This is a genomic window from Mycolicibacterium aurum (genome assembly GCF_900637195.1).
Lineage (GTDB): Bacteria > Actinomycetota > Actinomycetes > Mycobacteriales > Mycobacteriaceae > Mycobacterium > Mycobacterium aurum.
In genome coordinates this window covers 5520112-5539228 of record NZ_LR134356.1, presented here as the reverse complement: position 1 = coordinate 5539228, position 19117 = coordinate 5520112, and the positions used below count along the sequence as shown (strand labels likewise).

Below are 19117 nucleotides of genomic sequence, written 5' to 3'. Positions count from 1 at the left end.
TACCCTGCTGACCATGGCGATGACCACCCTGCGGAAGCTGCTCGCTGCCCTGGCGATCGTGGGGATGCTCGCCAGCGGCATCGGCATCGCCTCATACCTGGTCGCCGGCAGTTTCCGGGACCGGGACACCGCAGCCGCTCCGCGCTACACGCCGCCCGTTCCACCGCCGCCGTCGCTCCCGACCGCCAAGGAGTTCATGATCGGCGTCAACGTCACCGCGCAGATCTGCGACCCGGCTGCGCCCGTATGTCTTTACACGTACACGATCGACCCGAAATACGTTGGACTGCATCCTTTCCCGGAATCGCCGTTCACCGTCGAATATGAGGTCACAGGCGGGAGCGTGCCGCAGCCGGGCAAGTTCACCGTCGCGGGCGACCAGGCCGAGATCCTCAAGGACGTCTCGATCGAGGGGCCGCCCGGTGCCCGGCTGTCGGCTAACGTCCTGCGGATCTTCGAGCAGCCGGCACCTCCTGCGGGAGCGCCGCCGCCCCCGGGAGATGCGCCGCCACCTGCCGCCGAGCCTGCGCCCGCGCCATGACGGCGCCGCAGCCCAGCCGCTGGATGCGCAACTTCCATCCCGCGCCCGACGCCCGCACCCGGCTCATCTGCCTGCCGCATGCCGGCGGCTCGGCCAGCTACTACTTTCCGCTGTCGTCGGCGCTGGCCCCCGAGTTCGAGGTGTACAGCGTGCAGTACCCGGGCCGCCAGGACCGCCACAAGGAGCCGTTCGTCGACTCCATCGAGGACATGGCCGACCAGGTCTACGCCGCGGTCGGTACGTTGCCCGACGCGCCGACGGCGTTCTTCGGGCACAGCATGGGCGCGGTGCTGGCGTTCGAGGTCACCCGCCGACTTGAGGCCGCCGGTCGGCAGGCGGTGACGGTGTTCGCGTCCGGTTCACGCGCCCCCAGCCATTACGGCGACGAGCGCGAGTACAAGAACGACACGGCGCTCGTCGACGTGATGCGCCAGCTCGGCGGTACGGACCCGCGGGTGCTCAACAACCCCGAACTGCTGGAGACGTTTCTGCCCGCGTTCCGCAACGACTACCGCGCGCTGCAGGCCTACCACCGCGGCACCGACGTCACCATCAACGCGCCCATCGTCGTGCTGTCGGCAACCGACGATCCGAAGACCAGCGAGGCCGCGGCGGGGGCATGGTTGGACCACACCACGGCGGGCGGCGACGTGCACATGTTCACCGGCGGACACTTCTTTCTCGAAAAGCAGGGCCAGCGGGTCATCGAGGTGGTCGGCTCGACGCTGCGGAGCATAGGCCGGTAAACCGCTCACCGAGACCAGTTCGCGCGGTCCGAAATTTGTCGGTGGCTTCTGGTGTGATGGTGTTATGTCTTTGGCGGCAACATCTTTGGGACCTAAGGAGCGTCTTGAGGTGTTGTTCGACGAGTTGTCGGAGTTGGCGGGTCAGCGTAACGCGATCGATGGGCGCATCGTCGATATCGTGGCCGAGCTCGACGGTGAGCGGTTGTGGGGGATGACGGGGGCGAAGTCGATCGCCTCGCTGGTGGCGTGGAAGCTGGGGGTGTCCCCGCGTAACGCCGAGACCATCGTCGCGGTGGCTGATCGGGCCGAGCAGTTCCCGCGCTGCACCACCGGGTTGCGGCAGGGCTGGTTGTCGCTGGATCAGGTGGGGGTGATCGCTGAACGCGCCGGCGACGGCTCCGATGACCATTATGTGGGGTTGGCGCGGTATGCGACGGTCACCCAGCTACGCACGGCGGTTAAACAAGAATTGCCCCCCGAACCCGACCCCACCCCCGACGAGGACGACGAAGAGGACGACGACGAGGTCGGGGATGTCGCAGTGGATCCCGGTGCGTCCGACGGGTCCATCACCAAGATCACCGAGGCGGGGTTCACGACGTGGCGGATCCGGCTGTCGAACCCCGAGGCTGCCGCGTTCGATGCCGCCTTATCCGCGCACCGTGATGCCCTGATCGCCGAGTGGAAAGACGACCACCAGATCGAGAGCCGCGACGAGGCGCAGGTGCCGCCGTTTCCGAGCACGATGGAGGCGTTCACCCGGCTGGTCGAATCCAGTTGGGACGCCGAAGCCACCCGCCGCCCGCACGGCCAGCACACTACCGTCGTCGTGCACGTCGATGTGGACACGAAGGTCGGGGCGCTGCATCTGGGTCCGGTGCTCACCGATGAGCAGCGCCGCTACCTGAGCTGTGATGCCACCTGCGAGGTGTGGTTCCAACGCCACGGCCAACCCATCGGGGCGGGGCGGGCCACCCGCACCGTCAACCGGCGGCTACGCCGGGCGCTGGAGCACCGCGACCGCTGTTGTGTGGTCCCCGGCTGCGGGGCCACCCGCGGCCTGCACGCCCACCACCTGATCCACTGGGAAGACGGCGGTCCCACCGAGCTCGACAACCTCGTGCTGGTGTGCCCGTTCCACCACCGGGCGCATCACCGCGGCGTCATCACCCTCACCGGCCCCGCCCACACCCTGGTGGTCGCCGACGCCCGAGGTCGTCCACTCAGCGGCGCCTCCCTGGCTAGGCCACCCACCACACAACCACCCCGCGTCCCGCCGTACCGCGGACCGACCGGCGAACGCGCCCAATGGAAGTGGTACCACCCCTTCAGGCACCACCGACGATCAATTGACGGGTTAGAGGCCGAGGAACTCTCGGGCCTTCCTTAGTCCAGTGATCTCGATGTCGCTGCGGCGCACTGTTTCCCACTGTGGCCGAGTCATCGAGAGTGGTGAGGGGACGTCTGTCCACGGCTCCGAGAACGGCATGGTGGCGGGGTCGTGGATGCCCGCGGCGGCAAGCTCGGCGATCTGCTTGCTGAGCTCATCGTTGAGGTAACGCAGGGTCAGCCGCGGAGTCGACACGACGAGGTCGTTGAGCGGCCAGATTGTCGCGGGCATGGATTCCATGTCACCGCAGACGCGACGTCAGCTCAACGCAATTTTCGGTTCGAGGCGCCGCGTCGCCAGTACCGAACCGGCGAGGATCAGCGCGAGGCCGGCCAGGTGCCACGGTGTCAGCGGTTCGCCGAGTACGACGACACCCGCAGCGAGAGCCACCGCGGGGTTGACGTAGGTGAACACCAGCGCGCGGGGCGCACCGACCTCACGGATCAGCGCGAAGAACACGATGAACGCCAACGCGGTACAGACCACGGCCAGGAGCGCCACCGACACCACTACGCGCGTCGCGGGAACCGCGGAGGGCCACGTCGCCGCCGCCGGACCGGCATAGATGATCGCCGCGAGGCCGAGGCATGCGGCCGTCATCGGCATCGTCGGCACGTCTGCGAGATAGCGCGCGGCGATCAGCGGCGCGATGGCGTAGCAGACCGCCACCAGCAGTACCTCCGAGACCGGCCATGCGCTGCCGCCGGTCAGCTCTGGGCCGGCGAGCACGGCGACCCCCGACAACCCGACCGCGAGCCCGGCGAGGCGCTTCGCCGTCAGCGGCTGACCACCGCCGGTGAGCCGGTCGAGCACCGCCGCGACGATCGGTGAGGCCGCGATCAGCAGTCCGGTCAGCGAGCTGGAAATGTGCTGCTCGGCATCCGAGAGCAGCAGCCAGGCCGCGATGATCTCGAAGAACGCGAAGGCCGCGACCGGCTTCCACTGCGCAAGCACCGGAGCCCACGAGGACCGCCGCAGCGTCAGCGGGATCAGCACCAGCGCGCCCACCGCGGTACGGGCAAAGACCAGAACGGGGACCGAAAGCCCTTCCACCGCAACCTTGATGAGCAGATACGGGATCCCCCAGATGACGCTCATCGCGGCGAACAGCAGCCATCCACGAACGCTCACCCGGCAAGGCTAGCCAGTCGGCACGACACCTCGGGGCAGCGGCAGTGGCAGGTCGGTGTAGGTCGCGATGCCGGGGGCCGCCGCGACGACGGCTGCGATCGCGTGAATCGGCGGCAGCGCGGTCATGATGTGGCCGAGCACGAAGAAGTCCTCGAGCGTCTTGGCGCTCTCGATCATGTCCTGCGGCGGCAGGAAGCCGACCGACATGTTCACCGTCGGCCGTCCATCGATAGTGATCTTCCAGCCGTCCCCGTCGAGTTTCCAGTCCGGCTCCAGCGTCTGACCCTTCTTCCACCGGACGTTGATGTCGATGACGGTCTTGCCGTTGGCGATCCCCTGCCAGCTGGCGAAGACGCCCGCCACGTGTCCGGCCTTGATGGTCCACGACGCCATTGGGAGATCCTCGGTCGTCTGCGCGTACTCGGAGACGCACGTGATCTCGTCCAGCGCGATGCCGAGCGCGTCGGCGACGAGCTGGACAGCCTCGGCGAACACCGCGGTGCCCTTGGCCGCCATCGGTTGCAACGCCGGGTCGTCGATCGCCATGTCGAAGCCCACCGGCCGTTCTGTCTCGGGGGAGTCGTAGAGCGTGGTGTCGGCGGACTCGGCGATGGTGACCTTGTCGATGCGGTCGCAGGCGGTCCCGGCCACGATGGCGAGCAGCTCGGCGAAACCGGGGCTGACGCCGGACCCGAAGAGCGTCGATCCGCCGCGCAGGCAGGCGTCTGCAAGCTTGTCCCGGCCGTCACCCAGGTTGTGCCCGGTGATGAACGACGCGGACGCCACCACGTTCACGCCGGCCTCCAGGATCCGCACCAGTTCGTCGACGTCGATCCACATCGGGTTGTAGACGACGACGTCGGGCTTGAGCGCGAGCAGCGCGTCGACGTCGTTGGTGGCGGTGATCCCCAGCGGGTCGATACCGACGAGCTCGCCGACGTCACGGCCGGCCTTGTCGTCCGACCAGGCGTAGCAGCCGACCAGCTCCAGCAACGGATTCTTGACTATCGCAGCGACCGAGGACTTTCCGACATTTCCCGTCGTCCACTGGACGACCCGATAGGGAGCATTGTTGTGCACTCGCTCAGCATAGGGTTCCGCAGCTGATCGACCGCCGAAATCGGGTCAAATGCCACGCGGAGTCAGGACGGCGTCAGCACGGCCTTGCCGGTACGGGTCTGGCCCGACCTGTCGATCCACGTCAGGTCCAGTATTTCGCCCGGGTAGTGCCTGTCGAGCACCGACGTCAGGGTGTTGGTCGAGTCGAGCAGGGTGCCGTCGAGCGTGATGATGACGTCGCCTGCCTGCAGGCCGGCCTGTTCGGCAGGCCCACCGACCATGACCTCCTGGATGAGGACACCCGGCTGATCACGCGGCGCGGTGCGCACACCGACGCCGAGCAGGGTGGGGGGACCGATGTGAACGTTGTCGGAGCGCACCCCGGCCCGGATCTGAGCGGCCACCGCCATCGCATCGTTGATCGGAATCGCGAAGCCTTTGCCTCCGGGCCCCATCCGGAAGTTGACCGACGCCGCGGTGGTGATGCCGACGACCTGGCCGGCGCCGTTGACCACCGGACCACCGGAATCGCCGGCCCGCACCGGAGCGGCGAACTCGAAAAGGCCGGTGAGCTGGTCGGTGGTTCCCGTCAGTGCGTCCTCGGCCTCCACGGTGCGCCCGAACGCCGTCAGCGTGCCCACTTCCTGGGTCAGCGGGGCATCCGAACCCATCGCGTTACCGAGGGCGACCAACGGCTCACCGGGCGCCAGGAGGTTCACATCGCCGATGGGAGCCACCGGGAGACCGGCAGCGCCGAGCAGCTGCACGACGGCCACGTCGCGTTTGCGGTCGTACCCGACGAGTTGGCCGGCGTAGGGACGGCCGCCGACGGTTCCGGTGATGCGGTCGGCACCCTGAACCACGTGGAAGTTCGTCAGGATCTGGCCGCCGGGGTCGATGACGAAGCCGGTGCCCAACCCCACGACGCCCTGGTAGTCGACGGCCGTGTCGATGCGCACCACGGCAGGCTCGACGAGGGCAGATGCCGCGACGGGATCCCCTGGAGCAGCCGAAGCGGGCGCCGACGGAGCGACGAGAGTGAGGGCCGCAGCCAATGCCAGCAGCAGCGTCCGGTGTCCCCTAATCAGCCCCATACTCATCAATAGTGCTTGCGACGTCGGCTGCTGTCGACGTGAGATGGTGCGCTCAGTCCTCGACGGCGACGCCGCCGCGGGTCCGCTTGCGCCGTCCGAGCACCGCTCCCTTGCCGGTCGGACGGCGATTCCGGAGTTTGCCGTCCGACGATTCGGCGGCGTCGGATTCGGGCTCGGATTCGGCGACCGTGTCGGCCTCAGGCGCGCCGTCAGGCTCCGCTTCGGCTGTGGGAGCGGTGGGCGTCGGCTCGGAATTGTCTGTGTCACTCTCGGTGGCCCCGTCAGCATCCTCGGTCGCTTTCGCGCCGTCGGCCTGGTCGGCCCCGTCGGCCCCTATGACCTCTTCGGCTTCTATAGCCTCTTCGGAACCATCCGAATCCTCGCTGTCGGCGGCGGCATCCTTGCGGCCCCGCCGGCCGGAACGCTGCTTGACCTTCAGCGGTTTGGGCGGTGGCGGCGTCGTCTCGGCGACGAACGCCAGGTAGAACGCCAGCGCGGCGAGGAAAGCGACCGCCGCGGCGGCCCCGTAGATGCCGAACAGCCACTGACCGGCGTCGTCCAGCGACAGCCAGATCTCGCTGATCGCGGTGCCGACGATGAGCACACCCGCCAGGACGTGCAGCGAGATCGACACGACGCGCAGGTTGAGCGCCAGCTTGGGGGTGCCGAACTCGGGAGGACGGGTGCGCAACAGCGTCAACACCACGGGCAGAGCGGCAAGGCCGATCAGGGCGCCGGTAACGATCCGCAGCGCGGTACCGAGCGTGGGGGACGTATCACCGAGCAACTCGGGCGTCCGCGGAAGCACGAAGAAGAAGTAGAGGACACCGGCGGCAACGCAGAACGACGCGTGCCAGATCACCGCAGCGGTGCGGCCCATACTCCTCCTCGATCTTGTTGCCCGAGGTGCGACCTGGCGAGTTGTCAGCCGGTCGCACCTCGGGCGAGTGCGGAGGATAGGGGATTTGAACCCCTGAGGGCTATTAACCCAACCCGCGTTCCAGGCGAGCGCCATAGGCCACTAGGCGAATCCTCCGTCGGCCATGGTAACCGACCGGCCAGGGGGTCCCGCCAATCGCTCGTCGGAGATCCTCGAAGGTGGTTCGTGAGCCCGGGGGTATTACACTCGCCGTGGACCCCGCGCGGCGTCCATCCTGTGAACTCCCCCAGGGCCGGAAGGCAGCAAGGGTCAACGGGCTCTGGCGGGTGCGCGGGGTCCCCTTATGTCACCCATCACGCATGCACGGGGAAAGGCGAGCGGTGTCGTTTCAATCGCTGGGCCGCGACGACCTGGACGCGCAGCACGAACTGCAGCGGCGCAACTACGCCGAACTGCAGGCCAAGAACCTCCGCCTCGACCTGACCCGGGGAAAGCCCTCACCCGCACAGCTGGACCTGTCGAACCCGCTGCTGGGACTGCCGGGCGACGGCGCCGACTCCTTCCGGGACGCCGAAGGCACCGACACCCGCAACTACGGCGGCCTGCACGGACTGCCCGAACTGCGGGCGATCTTCGGTGAGCTGCTCGGAATCCCGGTGCCGAATCTGATCGCGGGCAACAACGCCAGCCTGGAGTTCATGCACGACGTGATCGTGTATTCGCTGCTGCACGGCGGCGTGGACTCGCCGCGGCCATGGATTCGCGACCTCCACGACGGCCCCGGCGTGAAGTTCCTGTGTCCCGCGCCTGGCTACGACCGCCACTTCGCCATCACCGAGAGCCTCTGTATCGAGATGATCCCGGTGCCCCTGCGCGAGGACGGCCCCGACGTGGACCTCATCGAGGAACTCGTCGCCGCGGACCCGGCGATCAAGGGTATGTGGTGCGTGCCGATGTACTCGAACCCCACCGGTACCACCTACTCGTGGGAGACGACCCGTCGCCTGGTCCAGATGGAAACGGCGGCAACCGATTTCCGGATCATGTGGGACAACGCGTATGCGGTGCACACGCTCACCCACGACTTCGGGAAGCAGATCGACATCCTCGGCCTCGCGGCGGCGGCCAACCACGCCAACCGACCGCTGGTCTTTGCGTCCACCTCCAAGATCACCTTTGCCGGGGCCGGAGTCTGCTTCTTCGGCGGTTCGCTGGGCAACATCGCCTGGTACCTGCAGCACGCGGGCAAACGGTCGATCGGTCCCGACAAGCTCAACCAGCTCCGGCATGCCCGGTTCTTCGGTGACGCAGACGGCGTGCGACTGCACATGCAGCGCCACCAGGCGCTGCTGGCGCCCAAGTTCGCGCTCGTGCTGGAGATCCTCGAGGAGCGTCTCGGTGAGTCCAAGATCGCGTCCTGGACCGAACCGAAGGGCGGCTACTTCATCAGCCTCGACGTGCTGCCCGGCACCGCCCGGCGAACCATCGCCCTGGCCAAGGATGCGGGCATCGCGGTGACGGAGGCCGGGGCCGCCTTCCCGTATCGAAAAGACCCGGAAGACAAGAACATCCGGATCGCCCCGACCTTCCCGAACACGTCCGACCTGCAGGCCGCCATCGACGGCCTCGCCACGTGCGCGCTGCTGTCGGCTACCGAGCACCTGCTGGCCGAGAAGTAGTCGGCGGGGCTGGGTAGCCTGCTTCCGTGGCTCTCTACCGCAAGTACCGACCGGCGACGTTCGCAGATGTCGTCGGCCAGGAACACGTCACCGAGCCGCTGTCGACGGCGCTGAACTCGGGTCGCATCAACCATGCCTACCTGTTCTCGGGTCCGCGTGGTTGCGGCAAGACGTCGTCGGCGAGGATCCTGGCCCGCTCGCTGAACTGCGCGCAAGGTCCCACGGCTACCCCGTGCGGCGTCTGCGACTCCTGTGTGGCGTTGGCTCCCAACGGCGGCGGCAGCGTCGACGTGACCGAACTCGACGCCGCCAGCCACGGTGGTGTCGACGACACCCGGGAACTGCGTGACCGCGCGTTCTATGCCCCGGCCCAGTCGCGGTACCGCATCTTCATCGTCGACGAGGCGCACATGGTCACCACGGCCGGCTTCAACGCGCTGCTCAAGATCGTCGAGGAGCCGCCCGAGCACCTGATCTTCGTGTTCGCCACCACGGAGCCGGAAAAGGTGCTGCCGACCATCCGGTCGCGCACCCATCACTACCCGTTCCGGCTGCTGGCGCCCAAGACGATGCGCACGTTGATCGAGAAGATCGTCGCCTCGGAGAGCGTCGACGTCGACGACGCGGTCTACCCGCTGGTGATCCGTGCGGGCGGCGGCTCACCGCGTGACACGCTCAGTGTGCTGGACCAGCTCCTCGCAGGCGCGGATGGCAACCACGTCGCCTATCAGCGGGCGCTGTCCCTGCTGGGGGCCACCGATGTCGCACTGATCGACGACGCGATCGACGCGCTGGCCGCGGGCGACGCCCCCGCCCTGTTCGGGGCGGTCGAGGGGGTCATCGACGCCGGACACGACCCGCGACGGTTCGCCACCGACCTGCTCGAGCGGTTCCGCGATCTGATCGTGCTGCAGGCGGTGCCTGACGCGATCGCGCGTGGCGTGGTGGACGGGCCGGAGGACATCCTGGACCGGATGCGGGACCAGGCGTCGCGGCTCGGAATGGCGACCCTGACCCGGTACGCCGAAGTGGTGCATGCCGGCCTCGGGGAGATGCGCGGCGCGACGGCTCCGCGGCTGCTGCTGGAGGTGGTGTGCGCCAGGCTGCTGCTTCCCTCGGCCAGCGACACCGAGGCCGCGCTGTTGCAGCGAGTCGAGCGCATCGAGACCCGGCTCGATCTGTCCATCCCGGCCAGCGACGCCGTCGCAGGCGGCGCTGCCGGCGTTCCGCGCAAGCAGTTCGTCCGCAAGAGCGAAGCGTCGGAAACAGAACCAGCTGCACAGCCGGCGGCAGAACCAGCTGCGCAGCCGGAGGCACAACCAGTTGCAGAGCCGGCGGCCGCACCGGCGCCGATTCCGCCCGCCGCGCCCGCCGCGCCCGCCGCGGCGGCCCGGCCCGCTCCGGTGCCCGCCCCTGCTGCCGAGCCCGAGCCCGCCCCCGAGCCCGCGCCCAGAGACGTTGAACCCGAACCGGATTCGCCGCCGCCGGTGCGCCCGCCCGCAGCGCCTGCGGTGGAAGCGCCCGCCGCCACGCCGGCTGCGGCGGTTGCCGCAGGCGAGCCCAACGCCGCCGCGGTGCGCAGCATGTGGACGACCGTGCGGGAAAAGGTGCGGGAGCGCAGCCGCACCACCGAGGTCATGCTCGCGGGCGCCATCGTCCGCGCCGTCGAGGGCGACACCCTGGTCCTCAGCCACGAGTCCGCTCCGCTGGCCAAGCGCCTCGTCGAGCAGCGCAACGCCGACGTCATCCGGGAAGCGCTCAAGGACGCGCTCGGTGTGGACTGGAAGATCAGGTGCGAGACCGGTGGCGAGCCCGCCGCGGCCGCGCCGTCCACCCCGGCGCCACCACGCCCCACCCCCCAGCGGCCGACGCCTCAACGGCCCCGTGAACGCGTCGCCCTTGCCGAACCGCCTCCGCCGCCGCCTGAGGACGACGACGTCGAGAGCATGCTCGCCGAGGCGGGCACCGCGGACCCCGCGGCACCACGCCGCGACCCGGAAGAGGCGGCGCTGGAGTTGCTGCAGACCGAGCTTGGGGCCCGCCGCATCGACGGCTGAGCCTCAGTCGAGCAAAGGGACTAGCTGGTCGCCGGTTTCTTCTTCTCGCGCAACACCAGCACCGGTAGCACCACTGTCGCCAAGGCGGTGACCAGCCACACCACCACGGTGGCTGCGATCCACGAGCCGATGCCGCGGATGCTCAGCCCGTTGGACAGCAGCGAGGCCAGCAGCAGTGCCGCGAACGTGGACACCAGACCGATGCCACCCAGGAACGCCGATGCGTACCTGCTGGCCATCTTCAGGAAGAACGGCGACAGGATCGCCTGTGCCACAGTGAAGATCACGACCGCAGTGATGAAGCCCAGCACAGACAGCGACACTCCGGGCACCAGCCAGCCGGCCACTAGCAGCCCGATCGCCGAGGAGCCCAGGAAGACCGCGACGCGCAGCACCAAGCGGATCACACGGTGAGCATAGTTGCTACGCGTCCCACCACGGCCGCGACGGCAATCCGCCGTCCCTGCCACGCTCGTCGAGCTTCACCGCCAGCACCTGATGCAGCTGAATGATGTTCTGCTCGAAGCCCACTCGGGACCCCGCCATGTAGACACCCCACACCTTCGCGGTCGCCAGACCCACCTCGGCGACCGCTTCGTCCCAGTGCTCGACCAGGTTGCGGCACCAGTCCCGCAACGTCATCGCGTAGTGGTGTCGCAGGTTCTCCTCGTGCACCACTTCCAGACCGACATCCTGCATCTCGGAGATGATCCGCCCCGACCCGGTGAGCTCCCCGTCGGGGAACACGTACCGGTCTATGAAGCCGCCTGCGGCGGCGCCGGTCCTGTTGTCGTGCCGGGTGATGCAATGGTTGAGCAGGAGTCCGCCGGTGCGCAGCTTCGACTTGAGGAAGCGGAAGTACGGCGGGTAGTTGGCGACGCCGATGTGTTCGGTGAGACCGATCGAAGACACCGCGTCGAACTGCGACTCGCGCACGTCGCGGTAGTCGCTGTGGCGCACTTCGGCCAGGTCGGCCAGCCCGTCACGCGCGATGGCGGCCTTGGCCCACTCCGCCTGCTCCTTGGACAGCGTCACCCCGAGCACCTTGACGCCGTGGCTGGCGGCGTAGCGCACCATGCCGCCCCAGCCGCAACCGACGTCGAGCAGCCGGTCGCCCGGCTTCAGGCGCAGCTTCTCGAACACCAGGCGGTACTTGTTCTCCTGCGCCTCCTCGAGCGTGGCGTCCGGATGCGGATAACACGCGCAGGTGTAGGTCATCGACGGGCCGAGCACCCACTCGTAGAACGTGTTCGAGACGTCGTAGTGGTGGTGGATCGCCTCCGCGTCGCGAGATTTGCTGTGCCGCAACCCTTCCACCATGCGCCGCCACCGGGGCAGGGCCTCCTGAGGCGGGGGCGGGATCGGCTTGAGGTGCTCGATGCCGATGGAGCGGACGATCTGCGCCAGCACACGCGCCGACGGGCGCTTGAAATCGAGCTTCTCCACAAGCCCGGTGAGCAGCTCGTACGGATCGCCGGGGTGGACTCCGAGCATCTCCAGGTCACCGGAGACGTAGGCGCGGGCGAGCCCGAGATCGCCGGGAGCCGTTGCCAGGTAGGTGGTGCCCCGCGGCGTCCGCAGATCCAGGCCCAGGGAAGCGTCGTCGGGGCCGGCGCTGCTGCCGTCGTACGCCGTGAACTTCAGCGGCATCCGGCCGGGGGCGAAGATCTCCAGGACCTCGGCGAGGGTGAGCTTGCGGTCGGGGTCACGGGCCGAGTCGTCCGTGCGTTCTCGAAAAGTCGTCATTGCCGTCTTACTGCCTTCGCGTAGAGGTCGAGGAAACGGGAGTCCGGATCGTAGGTCTTCTTGACCGTCGGATAGATCTCGCCGCCGTAGAGTTCGTCGAACTCCTCGGGTGAATAGAACGCGTCGGAGTACAGCGATTTGTGCCCGTCGAGCTCGCTGACCTTGCGTTCGATCATCTTGTTGGTGTAACCCTCCTCGGGCCCGACGGGCACCGAGGACCAGAAGCCGATGTTGACGTAGGTGTGGCGCGGTGGGATCGGGTAGAGCGGCCAGTTCCGGTCCTCGCGAAGCCGCAACGGACACAACCAGATCGGTTCGATCGGGACGTTGTCGAGGAACCACTCGAGGAAGTCGGCGGTGCGCTCGATGGGCACCTCGACGTCCTGGACGACGCGCTCGCGGGGCGGACGGCCGTTGCGCACCTCGATACGGTCGGCGATGTCGAAGCGCTGGTCGTAGCCGATGAGCTTCCAGTAGAAGCTGCTGCGCCGGTACCGTCGCGGCCACCAGCGGCGGATTCGCGGGTTCTGCGCACCGAACGCCCGTGAGCACCAGAACCAGTCGGTGTCCCAACGCCACAGATAGTCGTGGATGGTGAGCCTGTCGTGCTTCTCACCGTCCTCGTGTTGGATGGAGCGATAGTAGATGGCGCTTCCTGTGTAGTCGCTGACAGCCCCCGGGGTCGCGGACTGGACACCGATGCACAGGTAGCTCTCGTCGGCGCTGAACACCACACCGTCGAGATAGTCGACGCGCTCACCGTCCAGGCCGCCGGTTTCGGTGATCCGGTCCATCGTCTCGATCAGTTCGGTGAGCGAGTGGAACCGTAGATGCCGAAGTGCGACAAAGGGTTTCACCGGCTCCAGCTCGATCTTGAGCCGCACCGCATAGCCGAGGGTGCCGTAGGAGTTCGGGAACGCCTGGAAGAGATCGACGTTCTCGACAGGCGAGGCGCGCACCACCTCGCCCGCGCCGGTCAAGATGTCCATCTCCAGAACCGACTCGTGGGGGAGTCCGTTACGGAACGAGGCGGACTCGATGCCGAGGCCGGTGACCGCGCCACCGAGGGTGATGGTCTTGAGCTGAGGGACGACCAGTGGCGACAGCCCGTGGGGCAGCGTGGCCGCGACCAGGTCTTCGTAGGTGCACATCCCGGCCACATCGGCGGTACGTGCGTCGGGATCGACGGAGATCACGCCCGTCAGCCCGGAGGTGTCCAGGCCAGGGGCCGAGCTCTTGGCCCGGACGCGGAACAGGTTGGAGGTGGGCTTGGCGAGACGCACGGTCGCGTCAACGGGAATCGCCCGATAGCTGGCGAGAAGCCGCTGCACGCCTTCGGCGTGAGCAGAACGTGCGTCGGTTGGGGCAACAGACACGCATATACGCTAGTCCGCGTTGACAGCCGATGCGACCGCACCGGTCGCGCGCCACGCATTGTGTTTTCACCTGACAAGGAGTTTGTACTGATGGGACAGGTCAGCGCGTCCAGCACGGTCCTGATCGACGCCGAGCCGGCCACGGTGCTGGCCGCCGTCGCGGACTACGAGGCCATGCGCCCGAAGATCCTCTCCGCGCACTACAGCGGCTATCGGGTGCTCGAAGGCGGCCAGGGCGCGGGCACGGTGGCCGAATGGAAGCTCCAGGCCACCAAGTCGCGCTCGCGCGACGTCAAGGCATCCGTCGACGTCGCGGGCCGCACCGTGATCGAGAAGGACGCGAACTCGTCCATGGTGACCAACTGGACGGTGGCGCCGGCCGGACCCGGCTCGTCGGTGACGGTCAAGACGTCGTGGCAGGGTGCGGGCGGTATCGGGGGCTTCTTCGAGAAGACCTTCGCCCCGCTCGGATTGCGCAAGATCCAGGCAGAGGTGCTCGGCAACCTCAAGCGAGAGGTCGAGGGCGGCAGCCAGCCGAAGCCCTGAGCTCGCGAACGTGCCTAGCGCTGGCTGCTGAGGAACGCCACGATGCCGCGAACGACGGCGTCGGCGTACTTCTGCCGCCCTGCCTCGGTCTTCATCAGCGCGGAGTCCACCGGACTCTTCATGTTTCCGAGCTCGACGAGGATCGACGGGTATTGCGCCAGGTTCAGCCCGGCGATGTCAGCGCGCGGGTTCAGGCCCGAGGAGCCGATGTAGGTCGCGGGTGGGATCCCGGATCCGGCGAGCTGATCGCGCATGACCTTGGCGAACTGCACCGACGGACCGGCCTGCGCGGCGTTGAGCGGGGGCGACGAGTACAGCACGTGGAACCCGCGTCCGGTGGGCGGGCCCCCGTCGGCGTGGATGGAGACGACGGCATTCGGTGTGATTGCGTTGGCCATCGCGGCACGCTCGTCCACGCACGGCCCCGGACCGGTGTCGTCGCCGCGTGACATGGCGGTGCGCACGCCCAGTGCGGTCAGCGCCTGGCGGATCCGCAGCGTGGTGTCCCAGGCGAAGGTGTGTTCGGCGAGGCCGTCCTCGGTCGAGGTGCCGCTGGCCTGGCAGTCCTTGGTGCCGCCGCGACCGGTGGGGACCTGCCGACTCAGCCCTTCCATCGAGGCCTGATGACCGGGGTCGAGGAAGACGATCATGCCGGCGATGTTGGCGGGTGCCGCCTGGGCGGGCCCGGCGAGGACTGACGACGCGACGAGCAGCGCGCTGGCGACGGCCGACGCTGTCCGCAGGCCGACACGCTGTCTGGCTGGCATGGGCACGGCGCCACGGTAGCCGCAGTGCCGACTACGCTGAAAGTCAAAAGTGCCGCTTGGCAGCGAGCGCAACCAAGTCGAGACCGAGACTTAATCAATTCGCCTACCGACACGTACGGAGGATCACTGATGCAGCCTGGTGGCCAACCCGAGATGCCCGACATGTCAGCCCTGCTCGCACAGGCTCAGCAGGTGCAGCAGCAGCTCATGGAAGCCCAGGCGTCCCTGGCCGGCGCCGAGGTGCACGGCCAGGCCGGTGGCGGGCTGGTGCAGGTGACGATGCGGGGCAGCGGCGAGGTGGTAGGCGTGGCGATCGATCCCAAGGTCGTCGACCCCTCCGACGTCGAAACCCTGCAGGACCTCGTCGTCGGCGCGATCGCCGACGCCGCCAAACAGGTCACCATTCTCGCCCACGATCGGCTCGGACCGCTGGCCGGCGGCATGGGCGGCCTCGGCTTGCCGGGGATGTGACTACTTGTTCGAAGGACCCGTCCAGGATCTGATCGACGAGCTCGGCAAGCTGCCCGGCATCGGGCCGAAGAGTGCCCAGCGGATCGCGTTCCATCTGCTCTCGGTCGAGCCGCCGGACATCGACCGGCTCACCGCGGTGCTGAACAAGGTTCGCGACGGCGTGAAGTTCTGTGCGGTGTGCGGCAATGTCAGCGACGACGACCGCTGCCGCATCTGCAGCGACTCGCGCCGGGACGCGTCGCTGGTGTGTGTCGTCGAGGAGCCCAAGGACGTGCAGGCGGTCGAGCGGACCCGCGAGTTCCGCGGGCGCTACCACGTGCTCGGCGGTGCACTCGACCCGCTGTCCGGCGTCGGGCCCGATCAATTGCGAATCCGGGAGCTGCTCAACCGGATCGGCGAACGGGTGGACGGCGTGGAGATCGCCGAGGTCATCATCGCCACCGACCCCAATACCGAGGGCGAGGCCACGGCCACGTATCTGGTGCGGATGTTGCGCGACATCCCCGGTCTGTCGGTGACCCGGATCGCGTCAGGTCTCCCGATGGGCGGTGACCTGGAGTTCGCCGACGAACTCACGCTGGGTCGCGCGCTCGCCGGCCGCCGCACCATGGTCTGACGGGGTTTTCGGGGCAGGTCCGGCCGCGTCGGGACGGACGAGAGCAACGTTCTGCAGCCGCCTTCTCGCACGTTGCCTGCACAACGTTGCTCTCGTCGGTTGTCGGTGCTCGGGAGCACGATGACGAGCATGGGTCGAGTGATATTGGGCGGGGAAGCGGTCAGGGCTGGTGTCGTCACCCGGCACGAACTGGCCTGTGGGTACAGAACCCTGTACCGGGGGGTGTTCGTCCGCAAGGATGCCGTTGTTTCCCTGCGGGACCGCGCCATCGGGGCCTGGTTGGCGACCGGCCGCCAAGGTGTCATCGCGGGTGTCGCCGCGTCGGCACTGCACGGCGCACCGTGGGTGGATCCGGAGCAGTCGGTGGAAGTGGCGGGCGTGAAGCGCAGGCCGCAGCGCGGGCTCATCCTGCGCAGCGAATACATCCCGGCCGATGAGCAGACGCGCGTGGGTGGCCTCCCGGTGACCACGCGGGTCCGCACCGCCTTCGACCTCGGGCGCCATCTGGAACGCGGCCCGGCCCTGGAACGCATGGACGCATTGATGTGGAACCAACCCTTCGACACCGCCGAGGTGGCCGGCCTGGCCCGCCGGCATCACCGCGCCCGCGGGCTGTGCCAGCTGCGGGAACTGCTGCCACTCGTCGACGGCGGTGCTGCCTCGCCGCGCGAGAGCCGGATCCGATTGTGGTTGCTCGACAGCGGTTTCCCGCGGCCGCAGACTCAGATACCCGTGCTGGACGGATCCCGGCCGGTGGCGTTCCTGGACATGGGGTGGGAAAGGTTTGGCGTCGCCGTGGAATACGACGGGGACCACCACCGCAAGGACCGCAAGCAGTATGTCAAGGACATCGCGCGCCTACGCATGCTGGAAGCCATGGGCTGGATCGTCATCCGGGTGATTGCCGAGGAGACGCCCGCCGAGTGGCTCACGCGGGTCGAAGCGGCGCTGCGGCAGCGAGGGTGTCCGGTGCAGAGCCGGGCCATCGGGACCGCGCCGCTGGCCGCCTAGTGGTCCGTATCCGAGCCATGTGCGGACAATCGCGGGTGGGTCACACCCGCCGCGGTGCGGCCAGACGCTCACGGCGCAGCCGGGTGACTTCGGAAAGCTCAAGTGGGGCAAGGGGTCCCACCACCGTGGTGAGCAGATGATCGGCCAGCTCAGGGTTGCGGGCCAGGCAACAGCCGTGCAGATAGGTGGCGACGATACTGCCCTGCACCGCACCGTCGATACCATCGCCGGCCCGGTTGCCCGCACCCTTGGTGACGGCAGCCAGCGGTCGGGCGTCCGGGCCCAGAACCGTTCCACCGCGGTGATTTTCGAACCCGGTCAGCGGCTCGGTGAGTCCGTCGACCAGCGGGGTGGCAGCCACCTCGCCGATGGTGCGCTCCGGCTGCGGCGAGGTGGTCACGTCCAGAACGCCTACGCCGTCGACGCGTTCGCCGGCCGAGGTCTCGTACCAGTGGCCCAGCACCTGGATCGCCGCACAGATCGCCAACACCGGGGCGCCGCGTGAAACGGCCTGCTGCAGACCGGGATAACGGATCAAGTGTTTGGTGGCCAATCGCTGGGCGTAGTCCTCGGCGCCACCGAGGGTGTAGAGGTCCAGCTCGGCGGGCACCGGATCGTCGAGTGTGATCTCGACGATCTCGGCGGCGATTCCACGCAGCCGCAACCTCTGCCGCAGCACCACCGAGTTGCCGCCGTCGCCGTAGGTGCCCATCACGTCGGGCAGCACCAGCCCGATCCGTACCGCGGATTCACTCATCGGGACAACCGCCTGTTCAGCTGGAGGAACGCGGTGTAGTTGGCCAGCACCTCGACGTGACCGGGCGGGCATGACGCGATGGCCGCCATCGTGTCGTGGACCAGGGTGTGTTCGACGCCGGCGTAGCCGAGCCTGACTGCGAGGTCGGTGCCCCGCTCGCCGGCGGCCACCACCGGGACGCTCTCGAAGTGTTCGAACCGGACGTCCCACAGCCACGACAGGTCCTCGCCGTCGGGGACCTGTCCGTTGACCGCGATGACCACCCCGGCCGCGTCGCGGTTCACCATCGACAGCGCTTCCTGCCAGCCCGCCGGATTCTTGGCCAGCAGGATCCGCGCGGTGTGGGCGCCGACCTGCACGGTGCGGTACCGGCCCGCGACCTCGTCGACGGCGGACACCGCAGCGACGGCGGCAGCCGGGTCCGCGCCCAACGTGACCGCTGCGGCCACCGCCTGCGCCGCGTTGCCGCGGTTCACGGTGCCCGGCAGCGTCAGCGTCATCGGCACCGACAGCCCGTCGGGACCGTGGAGGTGGGTGTCGTCGTACCACCAGTCGGGGGTGGGGCGCGCGAAATCCATACCGGTCGAGTGCCAGTGCGTGCCGTCGCGGACGATGATCTCCCCCGAACGCGGGCAGCTGACCGAGTCGCTGGCCCAGCCGCCGCCCGCGGCGACCCACACGACGTGCGGATGGTCGTAGGCCGCCGACGTCATCAGGACGTCGTCGCAGTTGGCGACGACGACTGCCGAGGGATGCCGGGCGAGCCCGGCCCGCAGCGTGCGCTCGATGTGGTTGATCTCACCCACGCGGTCGAGTTGGTCCCGGGAGAGGTTCAGCAGCACGATCACCGACGGGGACACCGCGTCGCTGACGTGGGGAACGTGCATCTCGTCCACCTCGAGGGCCGCCAGACCCGCACCAGGGGCCGCGGCCAGCGCCGCCACCAGCCCGGCGTCCATGTTGGCGCCCTCGGCGTTGGTGGCGACCTCGCCGAGGGTGGCCAGCGCGGCGGCGGTCATCCGCGTGGTGGTGGACTTGCCGTTGGTCCCCGTGATGATGACTGCGCGACGGTTGCGGCCCAGCTGGCCCAGGATCGAGCGGTCCAGCGTCATCGCGACGAGTCCGCCGATCATCGCGCCCGCGCCCCGGCCCGTGACGCGGGACGCCCAGCGGGCACCTGCGCCTGCGGCTAGCGCGATTCGTGCGCGTGGAGTGATGACCATTCCCGGCAGTTTAGAAGAGCGCCCGAC

The 19117-nt window shown here is 68.5% G+C and carries 20 protein-coding genes, 1 tRNA gene and 1 other RNA gene; 10 read left to right on the top strand and 12 right to left on the bottom strand.

The genetic code is table 11. The features are described from left to right. Positions 1–13 precede the first annotated feature (13 nt). The 3 genes from EL337_RS26260 to EL337_RS26250 all read left to right on the top strand — a co-directional run bounded on the left by EL337_RS26260 (position 14) and on the right by EL337_RS26250 (position 2677). Positions 14–541, top strand: coding sequence for a hypothetical protein (locus EL337_RS26260; RefSeq protein ID WP_048635171.1), 528 nt, complete (start codon positions 14–16; stop codon positions 539–541). Further along, a complete protein-coding gene (locus EL337_RS26255; RefSeq protein ID WP_048635172.1) occupies positions 538–1287 on the top strand; it encodes a thioesterase II family protein in 750 nt (249 codons plus the stop codon). The genes EL337_RS26260 and EL337_RS26255 overlap by 4 nt, the downstream gene beginning before the upstream one ends. A gap of 64 nt (positions 1288–1351) precedes the next feature. Beyond that, positions 1352–2677, top strand: a complete 1326-nt coding sequence (locus EL337_RS26250; protein ID WP_126316696.1) for an HNH endonuclease signature motif containing protein — start codon at positions 1352–1354, stop codon at positions 2675–2677. Here EL337_RS26250 and EL337_RS28925 read toward each other — a convergent pair. The 6 genes from EL337_RS28925 to EL337_RS26220 form a co-directional block, all read right to left on the bottom strand. Next, the gene (locus tag EL337_RS28925) at positions 2645–2908 is read right to left on the bottom strand and encodes a hypothetical protein (protein WP_198528545.1); all 264 of its coding nucleotides are present in this window, start codon (positions 2906–2908) and stop codon (positions 2645–2647) included. The genes EL337_RS26250 and EL337_RS28925 overlap by 33 nt on opposite strands. Positions 2909–2935: 27 nt before the next feature. After that, positions 2936–3808: a DMT family transporter gene (locus EL337_RS26240; protein WP_048635175.1), complete on the bottom strand. Its 873-nt coding sequence runs from the start codon at positions 3806–3808 to the stop codon at positions 2936–2938. A gap of 9 nt (positions 3809–3817) precedes the next feature. Then, positions 3818–4888, bottom strand: a complete 1071-nt coding sequence (locus EL337_RS26235; RefSeq protein WP_048635176.1) for an NAD(P)H-dependent amine dehydrogenase family protein — start codon at positions 4886–4888, stop codon at positions 3818–3820. Positions 4889–4950: 62 nt separating this feature from the next. After that, a complete protein-coding gene (locus EL337_RS26230; protein ID WP_048635177.1) occupies positions 4951–5961 on the bottom strand; it encodes a S1C family serine protease in 1011 nt (336 codons plus the stop codon). A 52-nt stretch (positions 5962–6013) separates the two neighbouring features. Then, complete coding sequence (locus tag EL337_RS26225; protein WP_048635178.1) at positions 6014–6841, bottom strand: lipid uptake coordinator LucA; 828 nt, start codon at positions 6839–6841, stop codon at positions 6014–6016. 70 nt (positions 6842–6911) lie between these two features. Then, positions 6912–6997 (bottom strand) — tRNA-Ser (locus EL337_RS26220). Between the two features lie 94 nt (positions 6998–7091). On the opposite strand from EL337_RS26220, the gene ffs reads away from it, so the two are divergent. From ffs to EL337_RS26205, 3 genes are all read left to right on the top strand, one after another. Then, an RNA gene (ffs, locus tag EL337_RS26215) (signal recognition particle sRNA small type) lies at positions 7092–7186 on the top strand. Between the two features lie 35 nt (positions 7187–7221). Next, complete coding sequence (locus tag EL337_RS26210) at positions 7222–8520, top strand: aspartate aminotransferase type Ic (protein ID WP_048635179.1); 1299 nt, start codon at positions 7222–7224, stop codon at positions 8518–8520. 26 nt (positions 8521–8546) lie between these two features. Continuing rightward, positions 8547–10577 (top strand): DNA polymerase III subunits gamma/tau, encoded by a 2031-nt coding sequence (locus EL337_RS26205; RefSeq protein WP_126316694.1) that lies wholly within the window; start codon positions 8547–8549, stop codon positions 10575–10577. 20 nt (positions 10578–10597) lie between these two features. On the opposite strand, the gene EL337_RS26200 is transcribed toward EL337_RS26205, so the two are convergent. The 3 genes from EL337_RS26200 to EL337_RS26190 are packed head-to-tail and all read right to left on the bottom strand — an operon-like array spanning position 10598 to position 13699. After that, positions 10598–10984, bottom strand: coding sequence for a phage holin family protein (locus tag EL337_RS26200; RefSeq protein ID WP_048634019.1), 387 nt, complete (start codon positions 10982–10984; stop codon positions 10598–10600). Between the two features lie 16 nt (positions 10985–11000). After that, entirely contained in the window at positions 11001–12323 is a 1323-nt protein-coding gene (locus EL337_RS26195; RefSeq protein ID WP_048634018.1) for a class I SAM-dependent methyltransferase, read from the bottom strand. Next, on the bottom strand, positions 12320–13699 hold the full coding sequence (locus EL337_RS26190) for an FAD-binding oxidoreductase (RefSeq protein WP_048634017.1): 1380 nt from the start codon (positions 13697–13699) through the stop codon (positions 12320–12322). Before EL337_RS26190 ends, EL337_RS26195 begins: the two co-directional genes overlap by 4 nt. Positions 13700–13789: 90 nt before the next feature. On the opposite strand from EL337_RS26190, the gene EL337_RS26185 reads away from it, so the two are divergent. After that, positions 13790–14245, top strand: coding sequence for an SRPBCC family protein (locus EL337_RS26185; protein WP_048634016.1), 456 nt, complete (start codon positions 13790–13792; stop codon positions 14243–14245). Positions 14246–14259: 14 nt separating this feature from the next. Here the strand turns inward: EL337_RS26185 and EL337_RS26180 are convergent, their stop codons facing one another. Next, positions 14260–15012, bottom strand: coding sequence for an Rv3717 family N-acetylmuramoyl-L-alanine amidase (locus EL337_RS26180; protein ID WP_048634015.1), 753 nt, complete (start codon positions 15010–15012; stop codon positions 14260–14262). A 129-nt stretch (positions 15013–15141) separates the two neighbouring features. Between EL337_RS26180 and EL337_RS26175 the strand changes: the two genes are divergently transcribed. The 3 genes from EL337_RS26175 to EL337_RS26165 all read left to right on the top strand — a co-directional run bounded on the left by EL337_RS26175 (position 15142) and on the right by EL337_RS26165 (position 17110). Continuing rightward, positions 15142–15483 carry a YbaB/EbfC family nucleoid-associated protein gene (locus EL337_RS26175; protein ID WP_048634014.1) on the top strand — a complete coding sequence of 114 codons (342 nt, stop codon included), beginning with the start codon at positions 15142–15144 and terminating at the stop codon, positions 15481–15483. Between the two features lie 4 nt (positions 15484–15487). Next, the gene (gene recR / locus EL337_RS26170; RefSeq protein ID WP_048634013.1) at positions 15488–16099 is read left to right on the top strand and encodes a recombination mediator RecR; all 612 of its coding nucleotides are present in this window, start codon (positions 15488–15490) and stop codon (positions 16097–16099) included. A 129-nt stretch (positions 16100–16228) separates the two neighbouring features. Then, complete coding sequence (locus EL337_RS26165) at positions 16229–17110, top strand: type IV toxin-antitoxin system AbiEi family antitoxin (RefSeq protein ID WP_048634012.1); 882 nt, start codon at positions 16229–16231, stop codon at positions 17108–17110. A 40-nt stretch (positions 17111–17150) separates the two neighbouring features. Here the strand turns inward: EL337_RS26165 and EL337_RS26160 are convergent, their stop codons facing one another. Together EL337_RS26160 and EL337_RS26155 are read right to left on the bottom strand one after the other, a co-directional pair. Continuing rightward, complete coding sequence (locus EL337_RS26160; RefSeq protein ID WP_048634011.1) at positions 17151–17867, bottom strand: type 1 glutamine amidotransferase; 717 nt, start codon at positions 17865–17867, stop codon at positions 17151–17153. Then, complete coding sequence (locus tag EL337_RS26155) at positions 17864–19090, bottom strand: MurT ligase domain-containing protein (RefSeq protein ID WP_048634010.1); 1227 nt, start codon at positions 19088–19090, stop codon at positions 17864–17866. The genes EL337_RS26160 and EL337_RS26155 overlap by 4 nt, the downstream gene beginning before the upstream one ends. Positions 19091–19117 lie beyond the last annotated feature (27 nt).